Raw genomic sequence first — 19,257 nt, forward strand, 5'->3', positions numbered from 1 at the left:
TCGGTCCCAGGGCTGACCGGCAGCCCTTTTTTGCTGGATATCGATCATGACCCACAGACGCGAATGGATCTATGCCTGGCTGCTGCTCAGCCCTGCGCTGGTATTGCTGTTCGCGTTTACCCATATCCCCGCGATTTCCACAATATGGGACAGTTTCTTTTCTACCCCGCGCGGCATTCGCCCGTCCAAATTTGTCGGCCTGGGGAATTACGAAAAGCTGCTGATGGATGAGACTTTCTGGCAGGTTCTTTCCAACAGTATCTGGTATGCGGTTGTCACCATCCCCGTTTCGGTCGCCCTGGCCTTGCTGATGGCGATATGGGTGGATGGAAAACTGTCGGGCCGCAGCTTTGTGCGGCTCGCCTATTTTGCACCCACCGTCCTGCCGCTGATTGCGGTCGCCAATATCTGGATGTTCTTCTACACGCCGGGCTTTGGCCTGATCGATCAGATCAGTGGGGCTTTGGGGTATCCCAGCGTCAACTGGCTGGGCAATCCAGAGCTCGCGCTGGGCTCCATCATGGTGGTGTCGATCTGGAAGGAGGCGGGGTTCTTTATGATCTTTTACCTGGCCGCCCTGCAATCCATCCCGCCGGTCCTGCGCGAAGCCGCCGCCATAGAAGGGGCCAGCCGCTGGACCTTTTTCCGGCGCGTCACCTTTCCCTTGTTGATGCCAACAACGCTGTTTGTTTCGGTCAATGCCGTGATCAATTCCTTCCGTATGGTGGATCATGTGTTTGTGATGACCGAAGGGGGCCCGAATAATGCCAGTTCGCTGTTGCTGTTTTATATATACGAAACAGCCTTTAAGTTCTGGGATACCGCCTATGCCTCGACCCTGACCGTTGTGTTGCTGGTTCTGTTGTCGGTCATTGCGCTGGGTCAGTTTCTCCTCCTCGACAAGCGGGTGCATTACCGATGATGGCGACACGGTTTGATCGCTGGTTGAATACGCTGGGTGCCTGGACCTTGGCGCTGATATGGTTTCTGCCGCTGATCTATGCGGTCTGGACTGCCATTCATCCCGGTGCCTATGCAACCCGGTTTGAGCTTTTCGCGCCGCTGACATTGGAGAATTTCTCCAATGCCTGGAACGCGGCCCCGTTTGCGCGATATTTCCTGAACAGCTTTCTGCTGGTGACCTTCATCCTGATTGGACAGTTTGTGCTGTGCACGCTGGCGGCCTATGCCTTTGTGCGCTTCACCTTTCCGGGGCGCGGAATTCTGTTCGCGCTGGTCCTGCTGCAGCTTCTGGTCATGCCCGATATTCTGATTGTGGAGAATTATGCGACGATGCGGAAGCTGGGGCTGGTCGATACGATCGCTGCCATTGGCCTGCCCTATATTGCGTCGGGCTTTGGCATTTTCCTGCTGCGCCAGACCTTCAAGACCGTGCCCAAGGAATTGGAAGAAGCCGCTCGGATCGAAGGGGCCGGCCCGCTGACGGTTCTGTGGCGGGTCTATGTGCCACTGGCTAAACCAACCTATCTGGCCTATGGCCTGGTTTCGGTCAGCCACCATTGGAATAATTTCCTCTGGCCGCTGATCGTCACCAATTCGGTGGAAACACGCCCGGTGACCGTGGGCCTGTCGATCTTCTCGTCGGTCGATCAGGGCGTAGACTGGTCCATCATCAACGCCGCCACCCTGATGACCTCCGGCCCCCTGCTGATCGCCTTCCTATTGTTCCAACGCCAATTCGTCCAAAGCTTCATGCGTGCGGGAATACGGTAGGGGGAGCGATTTTTATCCAGTGGTTCCTCTCCCTATCTGGCACCAACAAATATAAAAAGCGGGTCAAAATCACCAGCATCGGCGGCGCGCAATGCGGCTATGTAGTCCCTTCGGCGCGCGTTATCGGCCTGAAGATTGTACCCGCTGGCCCAGGCAATGGGGGGGTGCTTATAGGCCACATCCAGCAGGATATCTGTGGCAATACGCGCATGGCGCCCATTTCCGTTTGGGAAAGGATGTATCAGAACCATACGATGGTGAAAACGCGCGGCGGCCTCTAAGGGGGGGAAGATATCTTGTTCTGCCCAAAGTTGGGCATCCCCCAGAAACATGCGCAATTGCATAGAAATTTGAATGGGATCAATACCAATATTCTTTTCTGTCAGCCGGTATTGCCCGGCCCATCGCCAAACGTCACCAAACAGTTGTTTGTGTAGGGTTCGAATAAACATGTCATCGAAGATATCGACTTTTCGACGCCTGGACAGCCAGGCGAGTCCCTGTTCGATATTGGCTTGTTCCAACTCGTCCAGTTCTTCACGGGTGGTGATATGCCGGAATTTCAGCCCCTCGCATTCGTCCGGGTCCAGCGGCGTCGCCCCCTCTGGCTCAGTGAGATTCATTGTGGGTCCCAAAAATCGGGAGGCATTGTTCGGACCAACTCCTCTGCCAGGTCCTCAATCCGTGCCTGAATCTGGGGTTCGGGCAAGGATTGTTGCTCCAGGGCCATATGGCCGCTGACCCGCCTGATCCGTGCCTCTGCTTTCTGCAGCGCTTGTTTACGAATCACATCCTCAATGCGCCCGTCTGGGACGATGGCATAGACAAAGTGACACCCCATTGCCGTGGCAAGCTTCTCCATCTGGGCAAGGGTGATCACATTGTTGCGTTCATTGCGTTCGGCTTGGTAGACCGTATTGCGGCCCTGGCCCAGGCGTGCGGCAACATCCGCACCGGACATCCCAAGTGCTTTCCGGATCGTGGTCAACCACCCCTCTGATGGCTGCTTGATCCCACTGGCGGCTGCCGCTGCTGTATCTGCAGCGCGGATATACTGCCGTCTTGCTGTCGATTTTACATCCATTGAAAAGGGTTCCATGGGTTATGTTTAAATGATTTGCATATCTAAATATATGCAAAATAAATTTTTTGCCAACTTATAGATACTATAACTATCTAATTTTGCATATATATGAATATGCAAAAACGCGCGCAACGCCACATATCACGCTGAATTTCTCAGGTGTTCTCGCAATAGTGGGAAATTAAGAAAAAATGGTGTCCCCGACAGGAATCGAACCTGTGGCCTTAGGATTAGGAATCCTACGCTCTATCCTACTGAGCTACGAGGACACGCGACCGGGGCTATAGCACAGGTCGGATTGGCTTACCAAGTGTCAGTTTTTGCCGGCCCGGCCTTACCATGACCCCGTATTGGGCATGGAGCCCCAGGGTTCTTCGACGGCCAGTTTTTCGCCCCGTTGCAGCAATTCGATGGAGATGCCGTCGGGGGAGCGGATGAAAGCCATGTAGCCGTCGCGGGGCGGGCGGTTAATGGTGACACCCTGATGCATCAGGCTTTGGCAGGTCTCGTAAATGTTATCGACGCGGAAGGCCAGATGGCCAAAATTGCGACCGCCCTGATAGTCTTCCGGATCCCAGTTATAGGTCAATTCCAGCAAGGGCGCGCGCTGGGCATCGGCATTGGCCTTGTCGTCTGGTGCACACAGCATGACCAGGGTGAAGCGGCCTTTTTCGCTTTCCGTGCGGCTGTGTTCCTGCATGCCCAGCTTGTTGCAATAGAAATCCAGGCTTTCCTCCAGGTTGGAGACGCGCACCATCGTGTGGAGATATTGAAGTCCCATGAGCCAGAAGCTCCTCTTACCAGCGTGAATGTCTGGGCCATTAGGTAGCGGTGCGACCCCTTCAGGGCAACCCCACGACGCGGGATTCCTATTGCAGATGACCGAAAAGCAGCAGGCAGGCCCCGACTGCGGCGGCGATCCCGGCGGCATCTGCGGCGAGCGCGGCAAACAGGGCATGCCGGACGCGACGGATTTGGACCGCCCCGAAATAGACTGCCAGGACATAGAATGTCGTTTCGGTCGATCCCTGCAATGTCGTGACCAGATAGCCTGTATAGCTGTCGGGCCCGACCGTCGGGTCAGTGATTATGGCGACCATGATGCCATAGGCGCCAGAGCCGCTGAGCGGGCGCATCAGGGCCATGGGCAAGGCTTCTGCAGGCAGGCCAAAGGGGGCGGTGATCAGGCCGATGGGTTCTATCAACAGCGCCATCGCGCCAGACGCCCGGAACATGCCAACCGCCACCAGGATGGCGACCAGATAGGGGATGATCTTGATCGCAACGCCAAAGCCGTCTTTTGCGCCCTCCACAAAGCTTTCATAGATCGGCACGCCGCGCAGCATGCCGAAGCTGAGAAAGGCGATCATCAGGCCGGGAATAATCCAGGGGGCAATGGCGGGACCATAGAAGATCGTCAGGGGGACGAAACCGATCAACGCGCCCAAAGCCAGGGCAGAGGCCCAAAGTGGATAGGCCGCGCTGGCATCTGCGGGCAGGGCTTCTTGTGGCTCGGTCGGGTCTTCTGGCTGAGTCAGCGCATCGTGTGCGGGGGTTTTGAAACGACCCTGCAGCAGTTTTGCGGTGATAATGGCAATTGTGGTGGAACAGATTGTTGCAATCAGGGTGGTGGAGACGATACCGGCCGGATCGTTGGAGCCAGAGGCGGCACGGATCGCAATCACGCCGGTGGGCAGCAGCGTGACGGAGGATGTGTTGATCGCCAGGAACAGCGCCATGGCATTGGTGGCGGTCCCCTTATGGGGGTTCAGGCGATCCAGTTCCTGCATTGCGCGAATGCCAAACGGGGTGGCTGCATTGCCCAGGCCCAGGGCATTGGCGGAGATATTCATGATCATCGCCCCCATGGCCGGATGGTCGGCGGGAACGTCGGGGAACAGGCGCACCATCAAGGGGCGCAGCAGTTTCGCGATGATGCGCAACAGGCCGCCAGCCTCCGCCACCTTCATCAATCCCAGGAACAGCGCCATGACGCCGATGAGGCCCAAAGCCAGGGTGACGGAAGCTTCCGCCGTGCTGATCATCGACAGGCCCAAATGCTCCATCGGGGCCTTGGCGGCTTCTTCGCCTGCGGCCACAATCGGGGTTACCCAGGTCACCTGTTGATAGGCCGCGACCACAAATGAGATAGCGACCATGGCGAAGAATATATAGTTCATTGACGCCCCATCCTCTGTTTACATCAGCAGCGCGCGATTCGAAGAATTTGTCGAGCAGGTCACATCAGTTTCATCCGGGTCTGCCCTAGTGCCGGGGGATTTCCCCTTGCATGACTGCGCCAGTTCACGCTCAATTCCGGTGTCTTTGGGATTCTATCGGTTGGGTATTGGGGGCGTTGTATGCGGATCAGGACGATTCTCTGGGCAGTTCTGCCCTGTATCGCCATTCTGGGGCTCGTCCCATCGGCTTTCGCCCATACGTCAGAAAGCGGCTATATCCTGTTATTGCCCACCGAATATTATCTGCTGGGCGGTACGCTGTCGGTTGCCTTGTCTTTTCTGATCCTGTCGCTAACAGCCCCGAAAGCCGTGGTTGCGGGGTATCAGGGCCACCTGTCGCTGCCTTGGATTCCAGCGGGGGTGTTCGACACCGTGTTATCTGCGGTCGGGTTCTTTCTGTTTGCCGGATTGTTGTATTGCGGTGTTGAGGGCGCGCGCGATCCCCTGACAAATCCATTGCCCATGGTGATATGGTCTGTGGGATGGGTCGGTGTGACGGTTGCCCATGCGGTGTTTGGAAATTTCTGGTCGGTGTTGAACCCCTGGCGATTTCCGGTCCGGGTGCTGCGTCGACTTGCAGGCGCTGCGCCAGAAGGAAAGGGACCAGTCGCCCTGCCTGATTGGGTTAAGGGATGGCCCGCTATAGTACTGTTGATGGGGATCGCCTGGTATGAATTGGTGTCTTTATCACCAGAGGATCCCGACCTTCTGGCCTTTTGGGTTTCGGTCTATTGGGTCATTGGATTCATCGGCTGTCTGATCTTTGGAGAGGCCGTCTGGTTGCGTTCAGGCGAACCGCTTTCTGTCCTGTTTCGCTATCTATCGCTGTTGGCACCATTCTCTGTGGAGACGAAGGAGGGGGGGCAGCGGGTCCTGCTCTTGTCTAAACCGGGCAGGCGGGTGCTTGAGGCAGAGCCTCCGACCGTGCCCTTCATGCTGTTTCTGCTGCTCAGTCTGGCAACGGTCAGTTTTGATGGTCTTAGTATGACATTCTGGTGGTTGGGCCTGAATGATATCAATCCGCTTGAATTTCCCGGACGCTCTGCGGTGACAGGGATCAACACGGTTGGATTGGTATTGGCCTGGACTGGACTTGCCTGTCTGTATTGTGCGGCAGTCTGGACGGGGGAGAGGCTGCGCGGTGTCCAGGATGCAAGACCTGCATTGGGCCTGATGGTGTTGTCGATCCTGCCGATCTCTTTAGCATACCATTTCTCTCACTACCTGACCTATTTTCTGGTAAACGGGCAATGGGTGCTGATCGCGCTGAATGATCCGCTTGCCACTGGCGCGAACCTGTTTGGCTTACAGGGCTTTCGGGTGACGACATCCTTTCTGAACATGCCAGATACCGTAGAGAGAATCTGGCAGGCTCAAGTTGCCGCAATTACCATTGGTCATATCTGGGCGGTCATCCTGGCTCATGGGCTGAGTCATCGTCTGGCCGGTGGTCGGGCGTCAAGGCATCTGATCGGGCAAATCCCTCTTGGTATGCTGATGGTGGGGTATACTTTGTTTGGATTGTGGCTTCTATCCTCTCCCACAGGGGGATAAAGTGGCAAAATCGATCACAGACACTAGACACAAATTCATTTGTATGCGTACGATTTTTCCAAAGACCGTCGCATGCTTGGGTAAAGCCGGTAGACGAGTCTACAAACATCAAGTCTGAACAGGAGACTTCGCGATGACTGAACAGAAGACAAACAGCACCAAGACCAAGCACTTTACGCGTCGGGACACGCTGAAAACACTAGGGGCTGCGGCTGGCTTGGCCGCCGGGTCTCAACTGATGCCGCTGTCGGGTCGATATGCCCAGGCACAGAGCAGCGTGCCGATTAAGATCGGGTTCCAGGCCCACCGCACCGGCATTGGAGCTTCCTATGGTCGCTGGTACGAGCGCACCACAATGGCGGCGGCGCAGTTGATCAATGACGCGGGCGGGATCAATGGTCGCCCTATTGAAATCGTGACAGAAGATGATGGCACGGATCCCAAGCGCGGCGCGGAAGTGGTCGAAAAATTTGCCATTCAGCACAAGACCGATATCGTATTTGGCACCTTGTTCAGCCATGTCGTGATCGGGTCCGCCCCGCGCGCAGGCGAATTGAAGATCCCGTATTTTGTGGTCAGCGAGGGACACCATGTCGCCAGTGGCAAGCTGAACCGCTATGTCCTGCAGCCCGGCATTACGGATGTGAAAAGCCAGGTTCAATCCATGGCACCCTGGGTTGGCAGCAATCTGGGTAAGAAAGTCACGATGATCTTCCCGGACTTTGCCTTTGGCCATGACCACCGCGACTATTTCTCTGCGGCCATTGCAGCGCAGGGTGGTGAGGTGATTGAGAAGATTGCAATTCCACCGACGGAGCAGTCCTTCTTCAAATACTTCCCCCGCATCCCCAAGGAAACCGAGGTCCTGTACCATGTCATGGTCGGGCCGGGTGTTTTGACCTTTGTGAAGGAATTGGGCGAATTCTTTGGCAGCGACCGTCCGCAAATCTTCGGCTTTATCGACAGTCTGGAAGCGGTTGATCTGGCCAATCCGGGTCTGGAAGCACTGGAAGGCACCTATTTCTGGGAAGGCTTCCCGCGCTATGCCCAGAATGACGGGGCTAATCCGCATGATGCCTTCTATCGGGAAAAGGTCGGCGTTGATGCAAATGGGGCCAGCCTGAGCGATCCGAAGGATATTTCCACCTATGCCCATATGTTTGGGTGCTGGGAGACCCTGTATATCATTAAGCAGGGTATGGAAGCGGCAGACTATAAAGGTCCGGCGGATCGCGCCAAATTGATCGAAGCGGTTGAGAGCTTCACGGACTTCCCAGAAGGTCCGGAACATCCGCAAGGTGCGAAGATGTTTAATGGTCAGACCCACCAAGTCTTCGGCATTCAGAATATCAGTCAGGTCACCGATGGGAAATTAAAGGTGGTACACCGTACCTCCATCGAAGACAGCCTGTATGAGCCGGAAGTCGACTATACGAAGATGGCATTCTAGGGACCTTGGAAAGACCCCGTCGCCCCGGACGTGATCCGGGGCCCAGTGCGAATGGCAGGAAATGTCCGGGTTGCTCTGGAGTCCTGACTGCGCGGAATGACGGGACATGGTGCGGTTTCCTCTCTCCCACCTTGGGAGAGAGGAACTTCAGAGATGAAGCTCCGGAATTCTATCCGGCAAGGACAATTTGATTCCATGGATTTTGGACCCTATTTGCTTCTCGCCTCGCTGGAAGGGGCTGTTCAGGCAGCGGTTTTGGCACTGACAGCCCTGGGCCTGTCGCTGGTGTTTGGTGTCATGCGCGTGGTGAATGTCGCCCATGGCGAGTTCTTTATGTTAGGCGCTGTGCTGGCCTGGTGGATTTCCAGTCTGTTGACCGGCACGCCGCTGTTTGGGTTTCTGGCGGCGCTGATTTTTGCCCCCCTGATCGTCGGGGGGCTGGCGGCTGTCGCAGATCGCCTGATCTTGAAGCGCCTGAAGTATGATCCGGAGGCGACAATCGTCGCCACGATAGGGTTGCTGTATATTATCCAGCAGGGGGCCCTGACGCTGTATGGGCCCGATGCACGCCCGGTCGCAGCCCCGTTTGATTTTCGTGTCAGCTTCCCGTGGTTTGGCTATTCCGGGTATAAGATTTCGGTGATCCTGACCTGTATGGTGATGCTTTTGGGTGTCTGGGCCTTGCTGACCCGAACCCGCATCGGCCTGATCATGCGGGCGACCCAATATGACAGAGAGACCGCCCAGGCTTTCGGCATCCCTGTTGCGCGGGTCTATACGGGTGTTTTTGCCTTTGGGGCGATGCTGGCCGCCGTGGCGGCCGTGTTGATCGTGCCGACACAGCAGGCCTATTACCTGATGGGCCTGGATCCGCTGTTGCTGTCCTTTATTGTGGTCATTATCGGCGGGTTGGGCAGTTTGAAAGGGACCGTGCTGGCCGCCGTTGTGATCGGGTTAAGCGATGGGATCATAACAATCTTTTTTGACCCGACATTGGCGAAGATCCTCTCCACAATTCTGGTCGCGATGATTCTGGTCTTCCGACCAACGGGCCTGTTCGGGACGGCAACGCGATGAGCGGGGTCTTTAACAAGGCATTGATGGTGCATTTGGGCCTGATCGTCGTACTGCTGGCGCTGCATTTCATTCTGCCGGCCTATCACCATGTCAGCCTGGCACGCATCATGGTGTTGGCTGTCTATGCGCTGGGGTTCAATCTGCTCTTTGGCTATACCGGGTTGCTCAGCCTGGGCCATGCACTGTTCTTCGCAGCGGGTCTGTATGGCGCAGGCCTGTCGATGCAGTTCTTCCAATGGACGGCGGGGCCGGGTTTCGTTTTCGGCCTGTTCTGTGCCATCGCGGTGGCGACGCTGATCGGTATGCTGGCCCTGCGCACGGTGGGCGTGTCGTTCATGATTGTGACCATGATGTTCGCCCAGGTCGGGTATCTGTTGATCCTGTATTACAACGAATACACAAGGGGCGATGAAGGCTTCGTGATCCTGCGGGAATTGCGGGTCTTAGGCCCCCTTGATCTGTCGGCGGAAGATACGCGCTATCTGGTGGCCTTGGCCTTATTGGCGGCGGCGATCTTAATCAAGCTGGCGCTGGTGCGCTCTCCAACCGGGCGTATCCTGATCGCTATTCGAGAAAATGAGGAGCGCACCCGGATGCTGGGTTATGACCCGTTCCGGTACAAGTTGATGGCGATGGTGATTTCCGGCGCTTTTGCGGGGGCCGCTGGGGCAGCCTATGGGATTCTGTTTGGTTATGTCGGGGCCAGTTTCGCGTCCATCCAGTATTCTATTCTGCCCCTGTTATATGTTCTGATGGGCGGGGCTGGTGTGGTGCTGGGGCCATTGTTGGGGACGATTGCAATGTTCTATCTGATTGATATCGCAAGCGGGATGACCTCTGCCTATCTGTTTTTTGTGGGGCTTGCCCTGGTATTGTTGATCCTGGTCGCCCCAAAGGGCCTGTTGGGAACTGTGCGAGAACGGTGGGTACCGTGGCTGCCATGACGACATTATTGCAAACCAGAAACCTGTCGAAGAATTTTGGCGGCCTAGCGGCAGTTCAGTCTGTTGATTTTGATCTGCAGCAGGGTGAAATCCGGGCCATTATCGGGCCGAATGGGGCGGGGAAATCCACCCTGGTTGGGTTGATCAGCGGACGTATTGCGCCCAGTGCTGGAACCATCGCCTTTCAGGGGCAATCCATTACCAGATTGCCTGCCCATGCCCGTGTTGCGCGGGGAATTGCCTATACATTCCAGATCACCAGCATTTTTGCCAATCTGACATGTCGCGAAAACATCCTGTTGCCTGCCCAGCGCGCGGCGGTGGCGGCATCTGGAGTGTTCGGGCGCGTGGACGAGGCAGCCCTGATCACCCGCGCGGATGAGGTATTGGCCCGGGTCGGACTGCGTGATCAGGCCGATACCAAGGCAAAAGAGATGGCCTATGGGCATCAGCGTTTGCTGGAGGTTGGCATGGGCTTGGCGCTGGACGCGAAATTATTGATTCTGGATGAGCCGACACAGGGCCTGGCGGATTCCGAAATTGCCAATTTTATTGATCTGATCCGTGCGGTTTCCAAGGATACGACAATCCTGTTGATTGAACATAATATGACGGTCGTGATGGATCTGGCCCAGCGCATCACGGTGATGAATTTTGGCGAGGTGCTGGCGGAAGGCACGCCAGAAGAGATTCGCGCCAATCATGCTGTTCAAACCGCGTATCTGGGGGGATAGGCGATGCTGACAGTCACGGATATCGATTGTTTCTATGGCGATGTGCAGGTGTTGCGGAAATTTTCACTGTCAGCTGCCTCTGGGGAAATCCTGTGTCTGCTTGGGCGCAATGGCGCGGGGAAGACGACGGCACTGAAAGCAATCATGGGTCTGGTGCCGCCGCGTTTGGGCACAGTGCTTGTCGATGATGTTGATCTGACAAAACTACCGGCCCATGCCGCCCCGAAATACGGATTGGGCTATGTCCCCCAGGGGCGACGGCTGTTTTCGGAGCTGACGGTTTCGGAGAATATTGACATTGGCCTGATGGCGACCGGGCAGGGAAAGCCGACCCGCGATCGGGTGCTGGACCTGTTTCCAGTCTTGCGTGAACGGCTGTCCCAGGTGTCCGGCAAGTTAAGCGGGGGGGAACAGCAAATGCTGGCCATGGCCCGCGCCTTGTGCACGGAACCCAAGGTTCTGTTGATGGACGAACCGACGGAAGGATTACAGCCTTCCATGATTTCCAAGATTCGAGAGGTCGTCCTGTCCCTGAAACAGACTGGCGTTGCCGTCGTTCTGGTGGAACAGCGCGTTGATGCCGTCCTACCGGTCGCTGACTACGTCGCCTTCATCGAAAACGGTGTTAACCGAGACGTCGTTCCGGTGCAGCAATTGCGGGATGACCCAAGCCTGCTGCACCGTTATGTCGGTGTTTGAACGGGCAGTCTGTATGAATATTGTCATTTCCGCGCAGGCGGAAATCCAGAGACATAGGCAAGAATGATGAGTGCCGCTCTGGACCCCGGATCAAGTCCGGGGTGACCTTGAATGTTTGATCCGTTATGTCGGTGTTTGAAGGGGCATGTATTTGTCTGCGCCCGTGGCGGAGGGGTTTGACAACTCGCACATTTCTCATCCTGAGGAGCGGCGACGCCGCGTCTCGAAGGAGGGATTGTAAGTCGGGTGCTTTCAGGGGGCTCATCCTTCGAGACGCTGCGCTCCTCAGGATGAGGGTGCAATGACTTCCACCTGACAGAAGAGTGTAGCCGTTTTATTCACGACATCCGGTTCTTGCGAAGGTCTATTGGGATGTGGAAAACTGATGGCTGGTTCCAAAGAAAAGAGGTTTCCGATGATATCAGCGGATACGGCCTTTGTGGCGATTGATGTGCAGAATGACTTTTGTCCGGGCGGTGCCCTGGCTGTTGCAGAAGGCGACCAGGTCGTTCCCGTGATCAACCGCATGATGCCGCGCTTTCCAGTCAAGGTGCTGACCCAGGACTGGCATCCGGCGGATCATTTTTCTTTTGCAGCCAACAATCCGGGGGCAGAGGCTTTCAGCCTGATCGATGCGCCCTATGGGCCGCAGGTGATGTGGCCGATCCATTGCGTTCAAGGCAGTGCGGGGGCGGCCTTTCATCCCAAATTACAGATCGATTGCGCTGATCTGATCATCCGCAAAGGCTATCGCAGTCATATCGATTCCTATTCCGCTTTTTTTGAGAATGACCATACAACGCCGACCGGGCTGGAGGGATACTTGCGGGACCGGGGCGTGCAGTCTGTTGTCATGGCGGGGCTGGCGACAGACTTCTGTGTGCGGTTTTCTGCCGTCGATGCAGCGAAGCTGGGATTTGATGTGACGGTCCTGGAAGATGGCTGTCGCGCGATTGATATGGATGGATCCTTGGCGGCAGCCATGGCGGAAATGGCAGAGCATAATGTGGCAGTTGTTCCCAGCGCCGATTACGCGGTGTAATTCCCCTTTTCTCTTGTGTGAAATACTGCTAAAGCCCATCAACCCTGATGGGGCGATGATTTTACGGCAAAAGGGATGATGTGATGGGCGCTGGATATGCTGGGGATATAACGCCGAAAGAGGCGTGGAAACTGTTGAGCGAAGAGCCTGATGCGGTCTTGGTGGATGTACGCACAGCGGCGGAATGGCAGTTTGTGGGTGTCCCTGTCCTGAACAGTTTGTCCAAGCAGCCGGTTCTGGTTGAATGGATTCGGTTTCCCGGCGGTGCCCCAAATCCGGAATTTGTTGCACAAGTGAAAGAGGCCGTCTCTGAAAGTGCAGGTGATGCGGATCCGGCAATTGTGTTTCTGTGTCGATCCGGTCAGCGCAGCCAAGGCGCTGCCGCAGCCCTGACTCAAGAAGGGTTCAGCCGCTGTTACAATATCCTGGAAGGGTTTGAAGGCGATAAGAATGCTGATGGTCAGCGCGGCAAAGCCGGTGGCTGGAAAGTGGCTGGACTGCCCTGGGCCCAGGGTTGATTTATTTAATTAGAAAGAGATCGTGATGGATAGCGGTAAACCTGAAATCGGTGCGGGACGGCGGTATCGCCAACAGACGGAATTGGTGCGGGGCGGCCTGGAGCGCACGGATTTTCGGGAAACCAGTGAAGGCCTGTTTCTGACCTCTGGCTATATCTATGATAATGCGGAACAGGCAGAAGCCTCGTTTAAGGGCGAAACCACCAATTTCATGTATTCCCGCTATGCCAATCCCACCGTTGGCATGTTTGAAGAGCGCCTGGCGCTGCTGGAAGGCGCAGAAGGATGCCGCGCGACGTCCAGTGGGATGGCTGCTGTCTTTCATGCGCTGGCCTGCTTTCTGGGCCAGGGCAAGCGGCTGGTCGCGTCCCGCGCATTGTTCAGTTCCTGCTATAACATTTGTAATGACATCCTGCCGCGCTTTGGCGTGCAGACAACTTTTGTCGATGGGCATGACCTGAACCAGTGGGAAGATGCCCTGAAACAGCCGACCGATGCGGTGTTTCTGGAAAGCCCCTCCAACCCGATGCTGGATTTGGTGGATATCGAGGCAGTGTGTAAACTTGCCAAAAAGGCGGGCGCCCGTGTTGTTGTTGATAACGTATTCGCCACCCCGATGTTGCAGCGCCCGCTGGCATTGGGGGCGGATATCGTCACCTATTCCGCGACCAAACATATCGATGGCCAGGGCCGCACAATGGGGGGCGCAGTATTGAGCACCAATGCCTTCCTGAAGGATGTGTTTGAACCCCTGTATCGCCATACCGGCCCGTCGATGAGCCCGTTTAACGCCTGGGTCATGCTGAAAGGGCTGGAGACACTGCCGCTGCGCGTCGAAAGAATGTGTCAGAATGCCGACAAGGTCGCCCGGTTCCTGGAAGCCCATTCCGCCGTGATATTGGTGCGGTATCCTGGTTTGGAAAGCCATCCCCAGCATAACCTGGCCAAGCGCCAGATGACGGGTTTTGGCACCCTGGTCACCTTTGCGCTGCCCGGCGGGAAGGCTCAGGCGTTCAAATTCCTGAACGGCATGCGGCTGTTTGATATATCCAACAATCTGGGAGATGCAAAAAGCCTGGCAACCCATCCCGCAACCACGACCCACCAGAAACTGAAGCCCGAGGAACGACAGGCCCTTGGCATCGATGATGGCACAATCCGCCTTTCCATCGGTCTGGAAGATGTCGATGATCTGATCGAGGACCTGGATCAGGCGCTTGCGTGACCCCGCTGTTTCAGCGCATCACAAACCGTAATTCGAAGCTGCGCCGCTGTTTCGTCCGCTTAGGGGTGACATGACTGCGGTGCAGCGTGAATTGATCATGAATTATAAAATCGCCCAATTGCACTGGCGGCACCCAATGGGGCAAGCGATCCAACGTTTCGCCAAATACTTCCAGATCAAGCGTGCCTTGAGCATTGGACGGCAATTCCTGGTTAAGCCAGGCGGGCAGATATTCGATAGACGGCGTTTCATCGTCAATATCGTCCAGTGGAATCCAACATGTCACCGTCCGCTTGGGTTTGAAGTGGTCCTGAATGTTAGAAACCTTGTTAAAAGTCGGATAATCTTGATGAAAGCCGACATGAGCGGACGCACCGCCGTCATTCCGCGCCTCTCTGGCATAGGCCATGATATATTGTATTTCACTGCACCCGGCTGCGGCGGCGATGCTGTCACGATAGGGGAATTGTGGTGACAATACCTCGTTGAGCAGCATCACCAGTCGTTCATAGGTGGTGCGCATGGCGGGATCAAATTCACTGCGCATGACGGTGATGTAGGGCACGCGCTCGCCGACCTGATTTTCCAGCCAGGCAAGCCCGTCTAATATCTCCGCCTTGATGGCCGCAAGCGTTTCCAGTGGGATTGCGTTTTGAACATGCAGTACGCCAAGTCCTTGAAACAGCGCCGCAGCGCTTGCCGAGCGAAAGTCGCGCGTGTCGATGGAAAGCCGTGTATAGGACGGCGGTGCTTGATGTGCATCTTGCATGGATTATCAAATGATTAATGAATGATACGATTTACAATTCAATATAGCTGACCCGAACATCCTGTACCACTGACAATCTGATGGTTTTCAGGCGGTCTTGCAATTGTTGCATGCCTGACAGGCAAAACACTTGATCTACTACACTCTGTATTTGCCCCCCTTTAAAAGCTGGGATACGGATATCGTACCGCGCGTCTTTTGAAGTTGGATTTTTCTATGTCACAGGTTTCTGCTGACCATCCCGATGCAACTGACAGTCCCTATTCCTGGTTTAGGCTGGGGGTATGTCTGATCTTGAGCACGATCGGTGGTGTTGGGTTGTGGTCTTCCGTGGTCGTTCTGCCGTCCATTGAGCTGGAATTTGGTCTGGATCGTGGCGGGGCGTCGTTTCCCTATACCGCAACGATGATTGGCTTTGCCCTGGGGGGCGTGCTGATGGGTCGGTTGGTGGATCGCTTTGGGATCGCCATACCGGTTATCATGGCGGCTACGATGATCTGCGCGGGCTATGTCCTGTCTTCCTTTGCCCCGAATTTCTGGACTTTCCTGGCCTGTCAGGCCGTGCTGATTGGGATGTTGGGCAGTTCCGCGACCTTCGGGCCCATGGTGGCTGATGTATCTCATTGGTTTCTGAAGCGCCGGGGCCTTGCTATTGCGATTGTCGCCAGTGGCAATTATTTGGCCGGGGCGATTTGGCCACCGATCCTGCAGGAAGCGATTGTATCGATTGGTTGGCGGGGTGCCTATTTCTGGGTGGGTGTGTTTTGCTTCTGCACCATGATTCCCCTGGCCCTGTTGTTGCGGCGCCGCCCTGATATTGATCAGGGCTCTGTCCCCGTGGCGGCAAAGGCTGCGACCGCATCCGCGCCAGTATCGCCAAATGTCGTTCTGATGCTTTTGGTCGTTGCCGGGGTTGGATGCTGTGTGGCGATGTCCATGCCCCAGGTCCATATCGTCGCCTATTGCGGGGATCTGGGATACGGCCCGGCGGTGGGGGCGGAGATGCTGTCCCTTATGCTGGGGTTGGGCGTGGTCAGTCGGCTGGCATCAGGGGTAATTGCAGATAAGATCGGGGGCGTCGGTACGTTGATCCTGGGCTCGACCCTGCAATGCCTGGCCCTGCTCTTTTATCTGCCCTTTGATGGATTGGTCTCCCTATATCTGGTCTCTGCCTTGTTTGGCCTGTCACAGGGGGGGATCGTGCCCAGCTATGCCTTGATCGTGCGGGAATATTTCCCGGCCCGTCAGGCGGGGTCCCGGGTCGGGATCGTCCTGATGGCAACGGTTCTGGGCATGGCATTGGGCGGATGGATGTCGGGTGAAATCTATGATCTGACCGGCAGCTATCAGGCGGCCTTCCTGAATGGCATCGCATTTAACCTGCTGAACATGTCGATTGCCTTCTGGCTGCTGTATATCCGTCGCCCTAAAGGCCCAAAGGCGGCTGTGGCCTAATCACTGCCCGGTGACGACCTGGCGGACAGCGTCCTTGAATTCGGCGCTGTCTGCCATGTCTGCCGTCAGGTTATGCGGGGACCCAGAAACTTCGGCAAAGGTGGCATCAATGCCTTTGGCTGATGCGTCCGCCGCATAGTCGCGCGACAGCCGTGACCAGGTATTGGTGTCCCGCGACCCCGTCACCAGCCGGATCATGGTTCCAGCCGGAATGCGGTCGATATAATCAAGCGGGTTTTCCGCGCGCGACAAGGGCTTGCGGTTGTTGATCTGTCGCCAGGTTGGCACATCGCAGGGGCAGCTTAACAACATCGCACGCTGCACCAGGCCAGGATGACGCCCCAAAATCACGCCGGTCATCACGGCGCCGCCGCTGTGGCCGATCATCACAACGGTATCGGCCCCATGATGGGCTTTCAGGCGCGTGGTGGCGTCGGCGATGGCGTCCATCTCGTCGGGTGTATAGATTTCTGACCGGTTTTCAGATCGACTGGCCCGCCCGGTGGAGGACCGACCACCGCCGCTATACCCGATGCGCATCATTGCGACGCCGACGGCTCCCAATTCAGAGGCTGTTTCGGCAACGGGGAAGATATAGTCGGCGGGACCGCCGCTGCTGAGATCGCCATGCAGAACCACAACCAGCGTCTTGGATTGGGCAGGCGTGCCGGGCAGGTAGGTCTGGATCGCCAGACATTCATCCCCACCCTGAACATAGTGTATCTGGTCCGCGGGCCTGCAGTCGTCATCGGATGCATTAAGATGGGAAAAATTACATAGACCTAAGAGACTGAACATGCATGTGAATATCGTTAAGTGCTTCATCCTCTGTGTCCTGTTTTTTTCATTATCAGGTTCAAATTTGCTTATGTCCGGTTTGGATATCAAATTTAATTGAATTTAGTTTTGGCCTGCCGATTTAAGAGTATGAATTAGAATCTTTTTTCGTGCCATAAATTGTTATCAAGGCTACCTTAAGAATAATATGATTAGAAATACAATTTGGGAAATCATACACTATATTCGAAAATTTTGGGGGAAATATGTCCAGAAAAGGAAAAACACAGAATCATTTAGCAAATAAGATTGAACTACGGCCCGGAGAAAACATCGGAAACAACTCCGCAGAGAATGATGATGAGTTTTTATTTTCGTGCTTTGTAGATCATCCAGCTCTTTCTGTAGTTGCGGATATTACTTCATCAAAGCACTTTGTATCGGCAAGAACTGGTGCAGGAAAGACTGCGATATTGAGAATGATATCTAAGAATAACACAAATGTAAGTGAGGTTGATTTACTGGAGTTATCACTTAGCTATGTCGCAAATTCTGATATTATACAGTTTCTTAGTTCGATTGGTGTTGATTTAGATTTATTTTTCCAGGTTCTTTGGAAACACATATTCTGTATTGAATACATTAGATCAAGGTTTTCTGTCACGGATGCAAATAAGTCACGCAGTCTTTTTCGCAGAATTTTGGATACATTTGAAAGTGATGACAGGCGAAAATCGGCTCTAAAGTACTTGGCTGAATGGGAAAACAAATTCTTCATCACAATGGATGAAAATATTAAGGAGGTTACACAAAAAATAGAAAAACAAGTCGATACAAATCTTTCAGTTGATCTGGAAAAATTTAAATCAAAAGCAGGATACGCAAGGTCGTTGAGCCAGGAAAAGAAATCAGCCCTTGTCGCGCGCGCCAAGAAAATTGTCGATTCGGATCTTTTAGCGGATCTGGGAAAAGTTATGGACCTGCTTTCTACATTTGATAAAGAAGAAAAGTATAAGAAACAGAACCACTATATATTAATTGACGGCATTGATGAAAAATGGGTTGATGAAACGATAAGGTACAAGCTCATTAGAGCATTAATTGAAAGTTTGAGGTCTTTTAGGAAGATACAAAATCTAAAAATTATTGTGGCTATAAGAGCGGATGTTCTTGAGAGAGTAATTCAAGAGACAGATTTCTCCGGTGCTCAAAGAGAGAAGTATGATGATTATTTCTTAAGAGTAAAATGGAATAAAGATCAAATGTTTGATCTGGTAAATAAAAGAATAAATTTTCTTTTTAGGAAGAAATACTCTTCAGAAAATGTATATTATAGTGATATATTTGATCCAAAGGTTGGGAGTGTTGATTCTTTCTCTTATATATTGGATCGAACGTTATATAGGCCTAGAGATATAATATCTTACCTAAATATATGCTTAAAATTGTGTGAAGGGAAAAGCAAGGTTTCCCAAACCGTTATTCGGAAGGCTGAAGAGGAGTATTCTCGAATTAGACTCCAGGCTTTAGTAGAGGAATGGAATACTGCACTACCTTATTTGCAGTTTGTTTTCAGTGCAATTAGATCTCGTGGAAATGCATTTCAAGAAAGTGACTTTTTTGACCATACGTTTATTGACGAAATTGTTCTTTCCGTAGCCCAAGAAAATTATGAGCCTCGTGATCCGGTAAGTAAGTTGTCTAGGTCAAGTCTAACTCATGGAAATGAAATACCTTATGAAGATATGTCAAAGCAAATCATATCGGACTTGTATCGAATTGGCGTTATCGGACTGAAGACAAATGTGAATCAAAGTTTCATTTTTTCTCATAAAGATATTGCGACGGTGCTTCCGGCCACAATATCGAAGGACACAAAGATAAGATTTCATCAAATGACGCGTATTGGATTGAACCTGTCAAACGTGAAATCGTAATATGATTTAGTGATCAAT

General features: G+C 54.1%; 19 protein-coding genes and 1 tRNA gene. 13 read left to right on the top strand and 7 right to left on the bottom strand.

Features of this window, described 5'->3' with window-relative positions; translation table 11 throughout:
- The first annotated feature begins 46 nt into the window (after nucleotides 1-46).
- Together ACOSDR_RS12245 and ACOSDR_RS12250 are read left to right on the top strand one after the other, a co-directional pair.
- Entirely contained in the window at nucleotides 47-922 is an 876-nt protein-coding gene (locus tag ACOSDR_RS12245; protein ID WP_420724779.1) for a carbohydrate ABC transporter permease, read from the top strand.
- The gene (locus tag ACOSDR_RS12250) at nucleotides 919-1,734 is read left to right on the top strand and encodes a carbohydrate ABC transporter permease (RefSeq protein WP_420731454.1); all 816 of its coding nucleotides are present in this window, start codon (nucleotides 919-921) and stop codon (nucleotides 1,732-1,734) included. Before ACOSDR_RS12245 ends, ACOSDR_RS12250 begins: the two co-directional genes overlap by 4 nt.
- A 32-nt stretch (nucleotides 1,735-1,766) precedes the next feature.
- On the opposite strand, the gene ACOSDR_RS12255 is transcribed toward ACOSDR_RS12250, so the two are convergent.
- From ACOSDR_RS12255 to ACOSDR_RS12275, 5 genes are all read right to left on the bottom strand, one after another.
- Nucleotides 1,767-2,357: a mobile mystery protein B gene (locus tag ACOSDR_RS12255; protein WP_420731455.1), complete on the bottom strand. Its 591-nt coding sequence runs from the start codon at nucleotides 2,355-2,357 to the stop codon at nucleotides 1,767-1,769.
- Entirely contained in the window at nucleotides 2,354-2,818 is a 465-nt protein-coding gene (locus ACOSDR_RS12260) for a mobile mystery protein A (RefSeq protein WP_420731456.1), read from the bottom strand. Before ACOSDR_RS12260 ends, ACOSDR_RS12255 begins: the two co-directional genes overlap by 4 nt.
- A 192-nt stretch (nucleotides 2,819-3,010) precedes the next feature.
- A tRNA-Arg gene (locus ACOSDR_RS12265) sits at nucleotides 3,011-3,087 on the bottom strand.
- A gap of 65 nt (nucleotides 3,088-3,152) precedes the next feature.
- Nucleotides 3,153-3,599, bottom strand: coding sequence for a VOC family protein (locus tag ACOSDR_RS12270; protein WP_420724775.1), 447 nt, complete (start codon nucleotides 3,597-3,599; stop codon nucleotides 3,153-3,155).
- 88 nt (nucleotides 3,600-3,687) lie between these two features.
- The gene (locus tag ACOSDR_RS12275; protein ID WP_420731457.1) at nucleotides 3,688-4,998 is read right to left on the bottom strand and encodes a nucleoside recognition domain-containing protein; all 1,311 of its coding nucleotides are present in this window, start codon (nucleotides 4,996-4,998) and stop codon (nucleotides 3,688-3,690) included.
- Nucleotides 4,999-5,178: 180 nt separating this feature from the next.
- Between ACOSDR_RS12275 and ACOSDR_RS12280 the strand changes: the two genes are divergently transcribed.
- From ACOSDR_RS12280 to metZ, 9 genes are all read left to right on the top strand, one after another.
- The gene (locus ACOSDR_RS12280; RefSeq protein ID WP_420731458.1) at nucleotides 5,179-6,612 is read left to right on the top strand and encodes a hypothetical protein; all 1,434 of its coding nucleotides are present in this window, start codon (nucleotides 5,179-5,181) and stop codon (nucleotides 6,610-6,612) included.
- Between the two features lie 133 nt (nucleotides 6,613-6,745).
- Nucleotides 6,746-8,062, top strand: coding sequence for an ABC transporter substrate-binding protein (locus ACOSDR_RS12285; RefSeq protein ID WP_420731459.1), 1,317 nt, complete (start codon nucleotides 6,746-6,748; stop codon nucleotides 8,060-8,062).
- A 195-nt stretch (nucleotides 8,063-8,257) separates the two neighbouring features.
- Complete coding sequence (locus ACOSDR_RS12290; RefSeq protein WP_420724771.1) at nucleotides 8,258-9,139, top strand: branched-chain amino acid ABC transporter permease; 882 nt, start codon at nucleotides 8,258-8,260, stop codon at nucleotides 9,137-9,139.
- Complete coding sequence (locus ACOSDR_RS12295) at nucleotides 9,136-10,083, top strand: branched-chain amino acid ABC transporter permease (protein ID WP_420731460.1); 948 nt, start codon at nucleotides 9,136-9,138, stop codon at nucleotides 10,081-10,083. The genes ACOSDR_RS12290 and ACOSDR_RS12295 overlap by 4 nt, the downstream gene beginning before the upstream one ends.
- Nucleotides 10,080-10,817, top strand: a complete 738-nt coding sequence (locus ACOSDR_RS12300; protein WP_420724769.1) for an ABC transporter ATP-binding protein — start codon at nucleotides 10,080-10,082, stop codon at nucleotides 10,815-10,817. The genes ACOSDR_RS12295 and ACOSDR_RS12300 overlap by 4 nt, the downstream gene beginning before the upstream one ends.
- Before the next feature lie 3 nt (nucleotides 10,818-10,820).
- The gene (locus ACOSDR_RS12305; RefSeq protein WP_420724768.1) at nucleotides 10,821-11,516 is read left to right on the top strand and encodes an ABC transporter ATP-binding protein; all 696 of its coding nucleotides are present in this window, start codon (nucleotides 10,821-10,823) and stop codon (nucleotides 11,514-11,516) included.
- A 415-nt stretch (nucleotides 11,517-11,931) separates the two neighbouring features.
- Complete coding sequence (gene pncA, locus ACOSDR_RS12310; protein ID WP_420731461.1) at nucleotides 11,932-12,558, top strand: bifunctional nicotinamidase/pyrazinamidase; 627 nt, start codon at nucleotides 11,932-11,934, stop codon at nucleotides 12,556-12,558.
- Nucleotides 12,559-12,641: 83 nt separating this feature from the next.
- A complete protein-coding gene (locus tag ACOSDR_RS12315; RefSeq protein ID WP_420731462.1) occupies nucleotides 12,642-13,076 on the top strand; it encodes a rhodanese-like domain-containing protein in 435 nt (144 codons plus the stop codon).
- Nucleotides 13,077-13,101: 25 nt separating this feature from the next.
- Nucleotides 13,102-14,301 (top strand): O-succinylhomoserine sulfhydrylase, encoded by a 1,200-nt coding sequence (gene metZ / locus ACOSDR_RS12320; RefSeq protein ID WP_420731463.1) that lies wholly within the window; start codon nucleotides 13,102-13,104, stop codon nucleotides 14,299-14,301.
- Nucleotides 14,302-14,311: 10 nt separating this feature from the next.
- On the opposite strand, the gene ACOSDR_RS12325 is transcribed toward metZ, so the two are convergent.
- Nucleotides 14,312-15,070 carry a phytanoyl-CoA dioxygenase family protein gene (locus ACOSDR_RS12325; protein WP_420731464.1) on the bottom strand — a complete coding sequence of 253 codons (759 nt, stop codon included), beginning with the start codon at nucleotides 15,068-15,070 and terminating at the stop codon, nucleotides 14,312-14,314.
- 216 nt (nucleotides 15,071-15,286) lie between these two features.
- On the opposite strand from ACOSDR_RS12325, the gene ACOSDR_RS12330 reads away from it, so the two are divergent.
- Entirely contained in the window at nucleotides 15,287-16,525 is a 1,239-nt protein-coding gene (locus ACOSDR_RS12330; RefSeq protein ID WP_420731465.1) for an MFS transporter, read from the top strand.
- Here ACOSDR_RS12330 and ACOSDR_RS12335 read toward each other — a convergent pair whose 3' ends face one another.
- The gene (locus ACOSDR_RS12335; RefSeq protein WP_420731466.1) at nucleotides 16,526-17,323 is read right to left on the bottom strand and encodes an alpha/beta hydrolase family protein; all 798 of its coding nucleotides are present in this window, start codon (nucleotides 17,321-17,323) and stop codon (nucleotides 16,526-16,528) included.
- Nucleotides 17,324-17,568: 245 nt separating this feature from the next.
- On the opposite strand from ACOSDR_RS12335, the gene ACOSDR_RS12340 reads away from it, so the two are divergent.
- Nucleotides 17,569-19,239, top strand: coding sequence for a P-loop ATPase, Sll1717 family (locus ACOSDR_RS12340; RefSeq protein WP_420731467.1), 1,671 nt, complete (start codon nucleotides 17,569-17,571; stop codon nucleotides 19,237-19,239).
- Nucleotides 19,240-19,257 lie beyond the last annotated feature (18 nt).

The sequence above is a fragment of the Hwanghaeella sp. 1Z406 genome (genome assembly GCF_048892425.1).
GTDB lineage: Bacteria > Pseudomonadota > Alphaproteobacteria > UBA8366 > Aestuariispiraceae > Pacificispira.

Coding starts and splice junctions, on each gene's coding strand:
- ACOSDR_RS12245 (WP_420724779.1), top strand. CDS start 47: ATGACCCACAGACGCGAATGGATCTATGCCTGGCTGCTGCTCAGCCCT.
- ACOSDR_RS12250 (WP_420731454.1), top strand. CDS start 919: ATGATGGCGACACGGTTTGATCGCTGGTTGAATACGCTGGGTGCCTGG.
- ACOSDR_RS12255 (WP_420731455.1), bottom strand. CDS start 2,357: ATGAATCTCACTGAGCCAGAGGGGGCGACGCCGCTGGACCCGGACGAA.
- ACOSDR_RS12260 (WP_420731456.1), bottom strand. CDS start 2,818: ATGGATGTAAAATCGACAGCAAGACGGCAGTATATCCGCGCTGCAGAT.
- ACOSDR_RS12270 (WP_420724775.1), bottom strand. CDS start 3,599: ATGGGACTTCAATATCTCCACACGATGGTGCGCGTCTCCAACCTGGAG.
- ACOSDR_RS12275 (WP_420731457.1), bottom strand. CDS start 4,998: ATGAACTATATATTCTTCGCCATGGTCGCTATCTCATTTGTGGTCGCG.
- ACOSDR_RS12280 (WP_420731458.1), top strand. CDS start 5,179: ATGCGGATCAGGACGATTCTCTGGGCAGTTCTGCCCTGTATCGCCATT.
- ACOSDR_RS12285 (WP_420731459.1), top strand. CDS start 6,746: ATGACTGAACAGAAGACAAACAGCACCAAGACCAAGCACTTTACGCGT.
- ACOSDR_RS12290 (WP_420724771.1), top strand. CDS start 8,258: ATGGATTTTGGACCCTATTTGCTTCTCGCCTCGCTGGAAGGGGCTGTT.
- ACOSDR_RS12295 (WP_420731460.1), top strand. CDS start 9,136: ATGAGCGGGGTCTTTAACAAGGCATTGATGGTGCATTTGGGCCTGATC.
- ACOSDR_RS12300 (WP_420724769.1), top strand. CDS start 10,080: ATGACGACATTATTGCAAACCAGAAACCTGTCGAAGAATTTTGGCGGC.
- ACOSDR_RS12305 (WP_420724768.1), top strand. CDS start 10,821: ATGCTGACAGTCACGGATATCGATTGTTTCTATGGCGATGTGCAGGTG.
- pncA (WP_420731461.1), top strand. CDS start 11,932: ATGATATCAGCGGATACGGCCTTTGTGGCGATTGATGTGCAGAATGAC.
- ACOSDR_RS12315 (WP_420731462.1), top strand. CDS start 12,642: ATGGGCGCTGGATATGCTGGGGATATAACGCCGAAAGAGGCGTGGAAA.
- metZ (WP_420731463.1), top strand. CDS start 13,102: ATGGATAGCGGTAAACCTGAAATCGGTGCGGGACGGCGGTATCGCCAA.
- ACOSDR_RS12325 (WP_420731464.1), bottom strand. CDS start 15,070: ATGCAAGATGCACATCAAGCACCGCCGTCCTATACACGGCTTTCCATC.
- ACOSDR_RS12330 (WP_420731465.1), top strand. CDS start 15,287: ATGTCACAGGTTTCTGCTGACCATCCCGATGCAACTGACAGTCCCTAT.
- ACOSDR_RS12335 (WP_420731466.1), bottom strand. CDS start 17,323: ATGTTCAGTCTCTTAGGTCTATGTAATTTTTCCCATCTTAATGCATCC.
- ACOSDR_RS12340 (WP_420731467.1), top strand. CDS start 17,569: ATGTCCAGAAAAGGAAAAACACAGAATCATTTAGCAAATAAGATTGAA.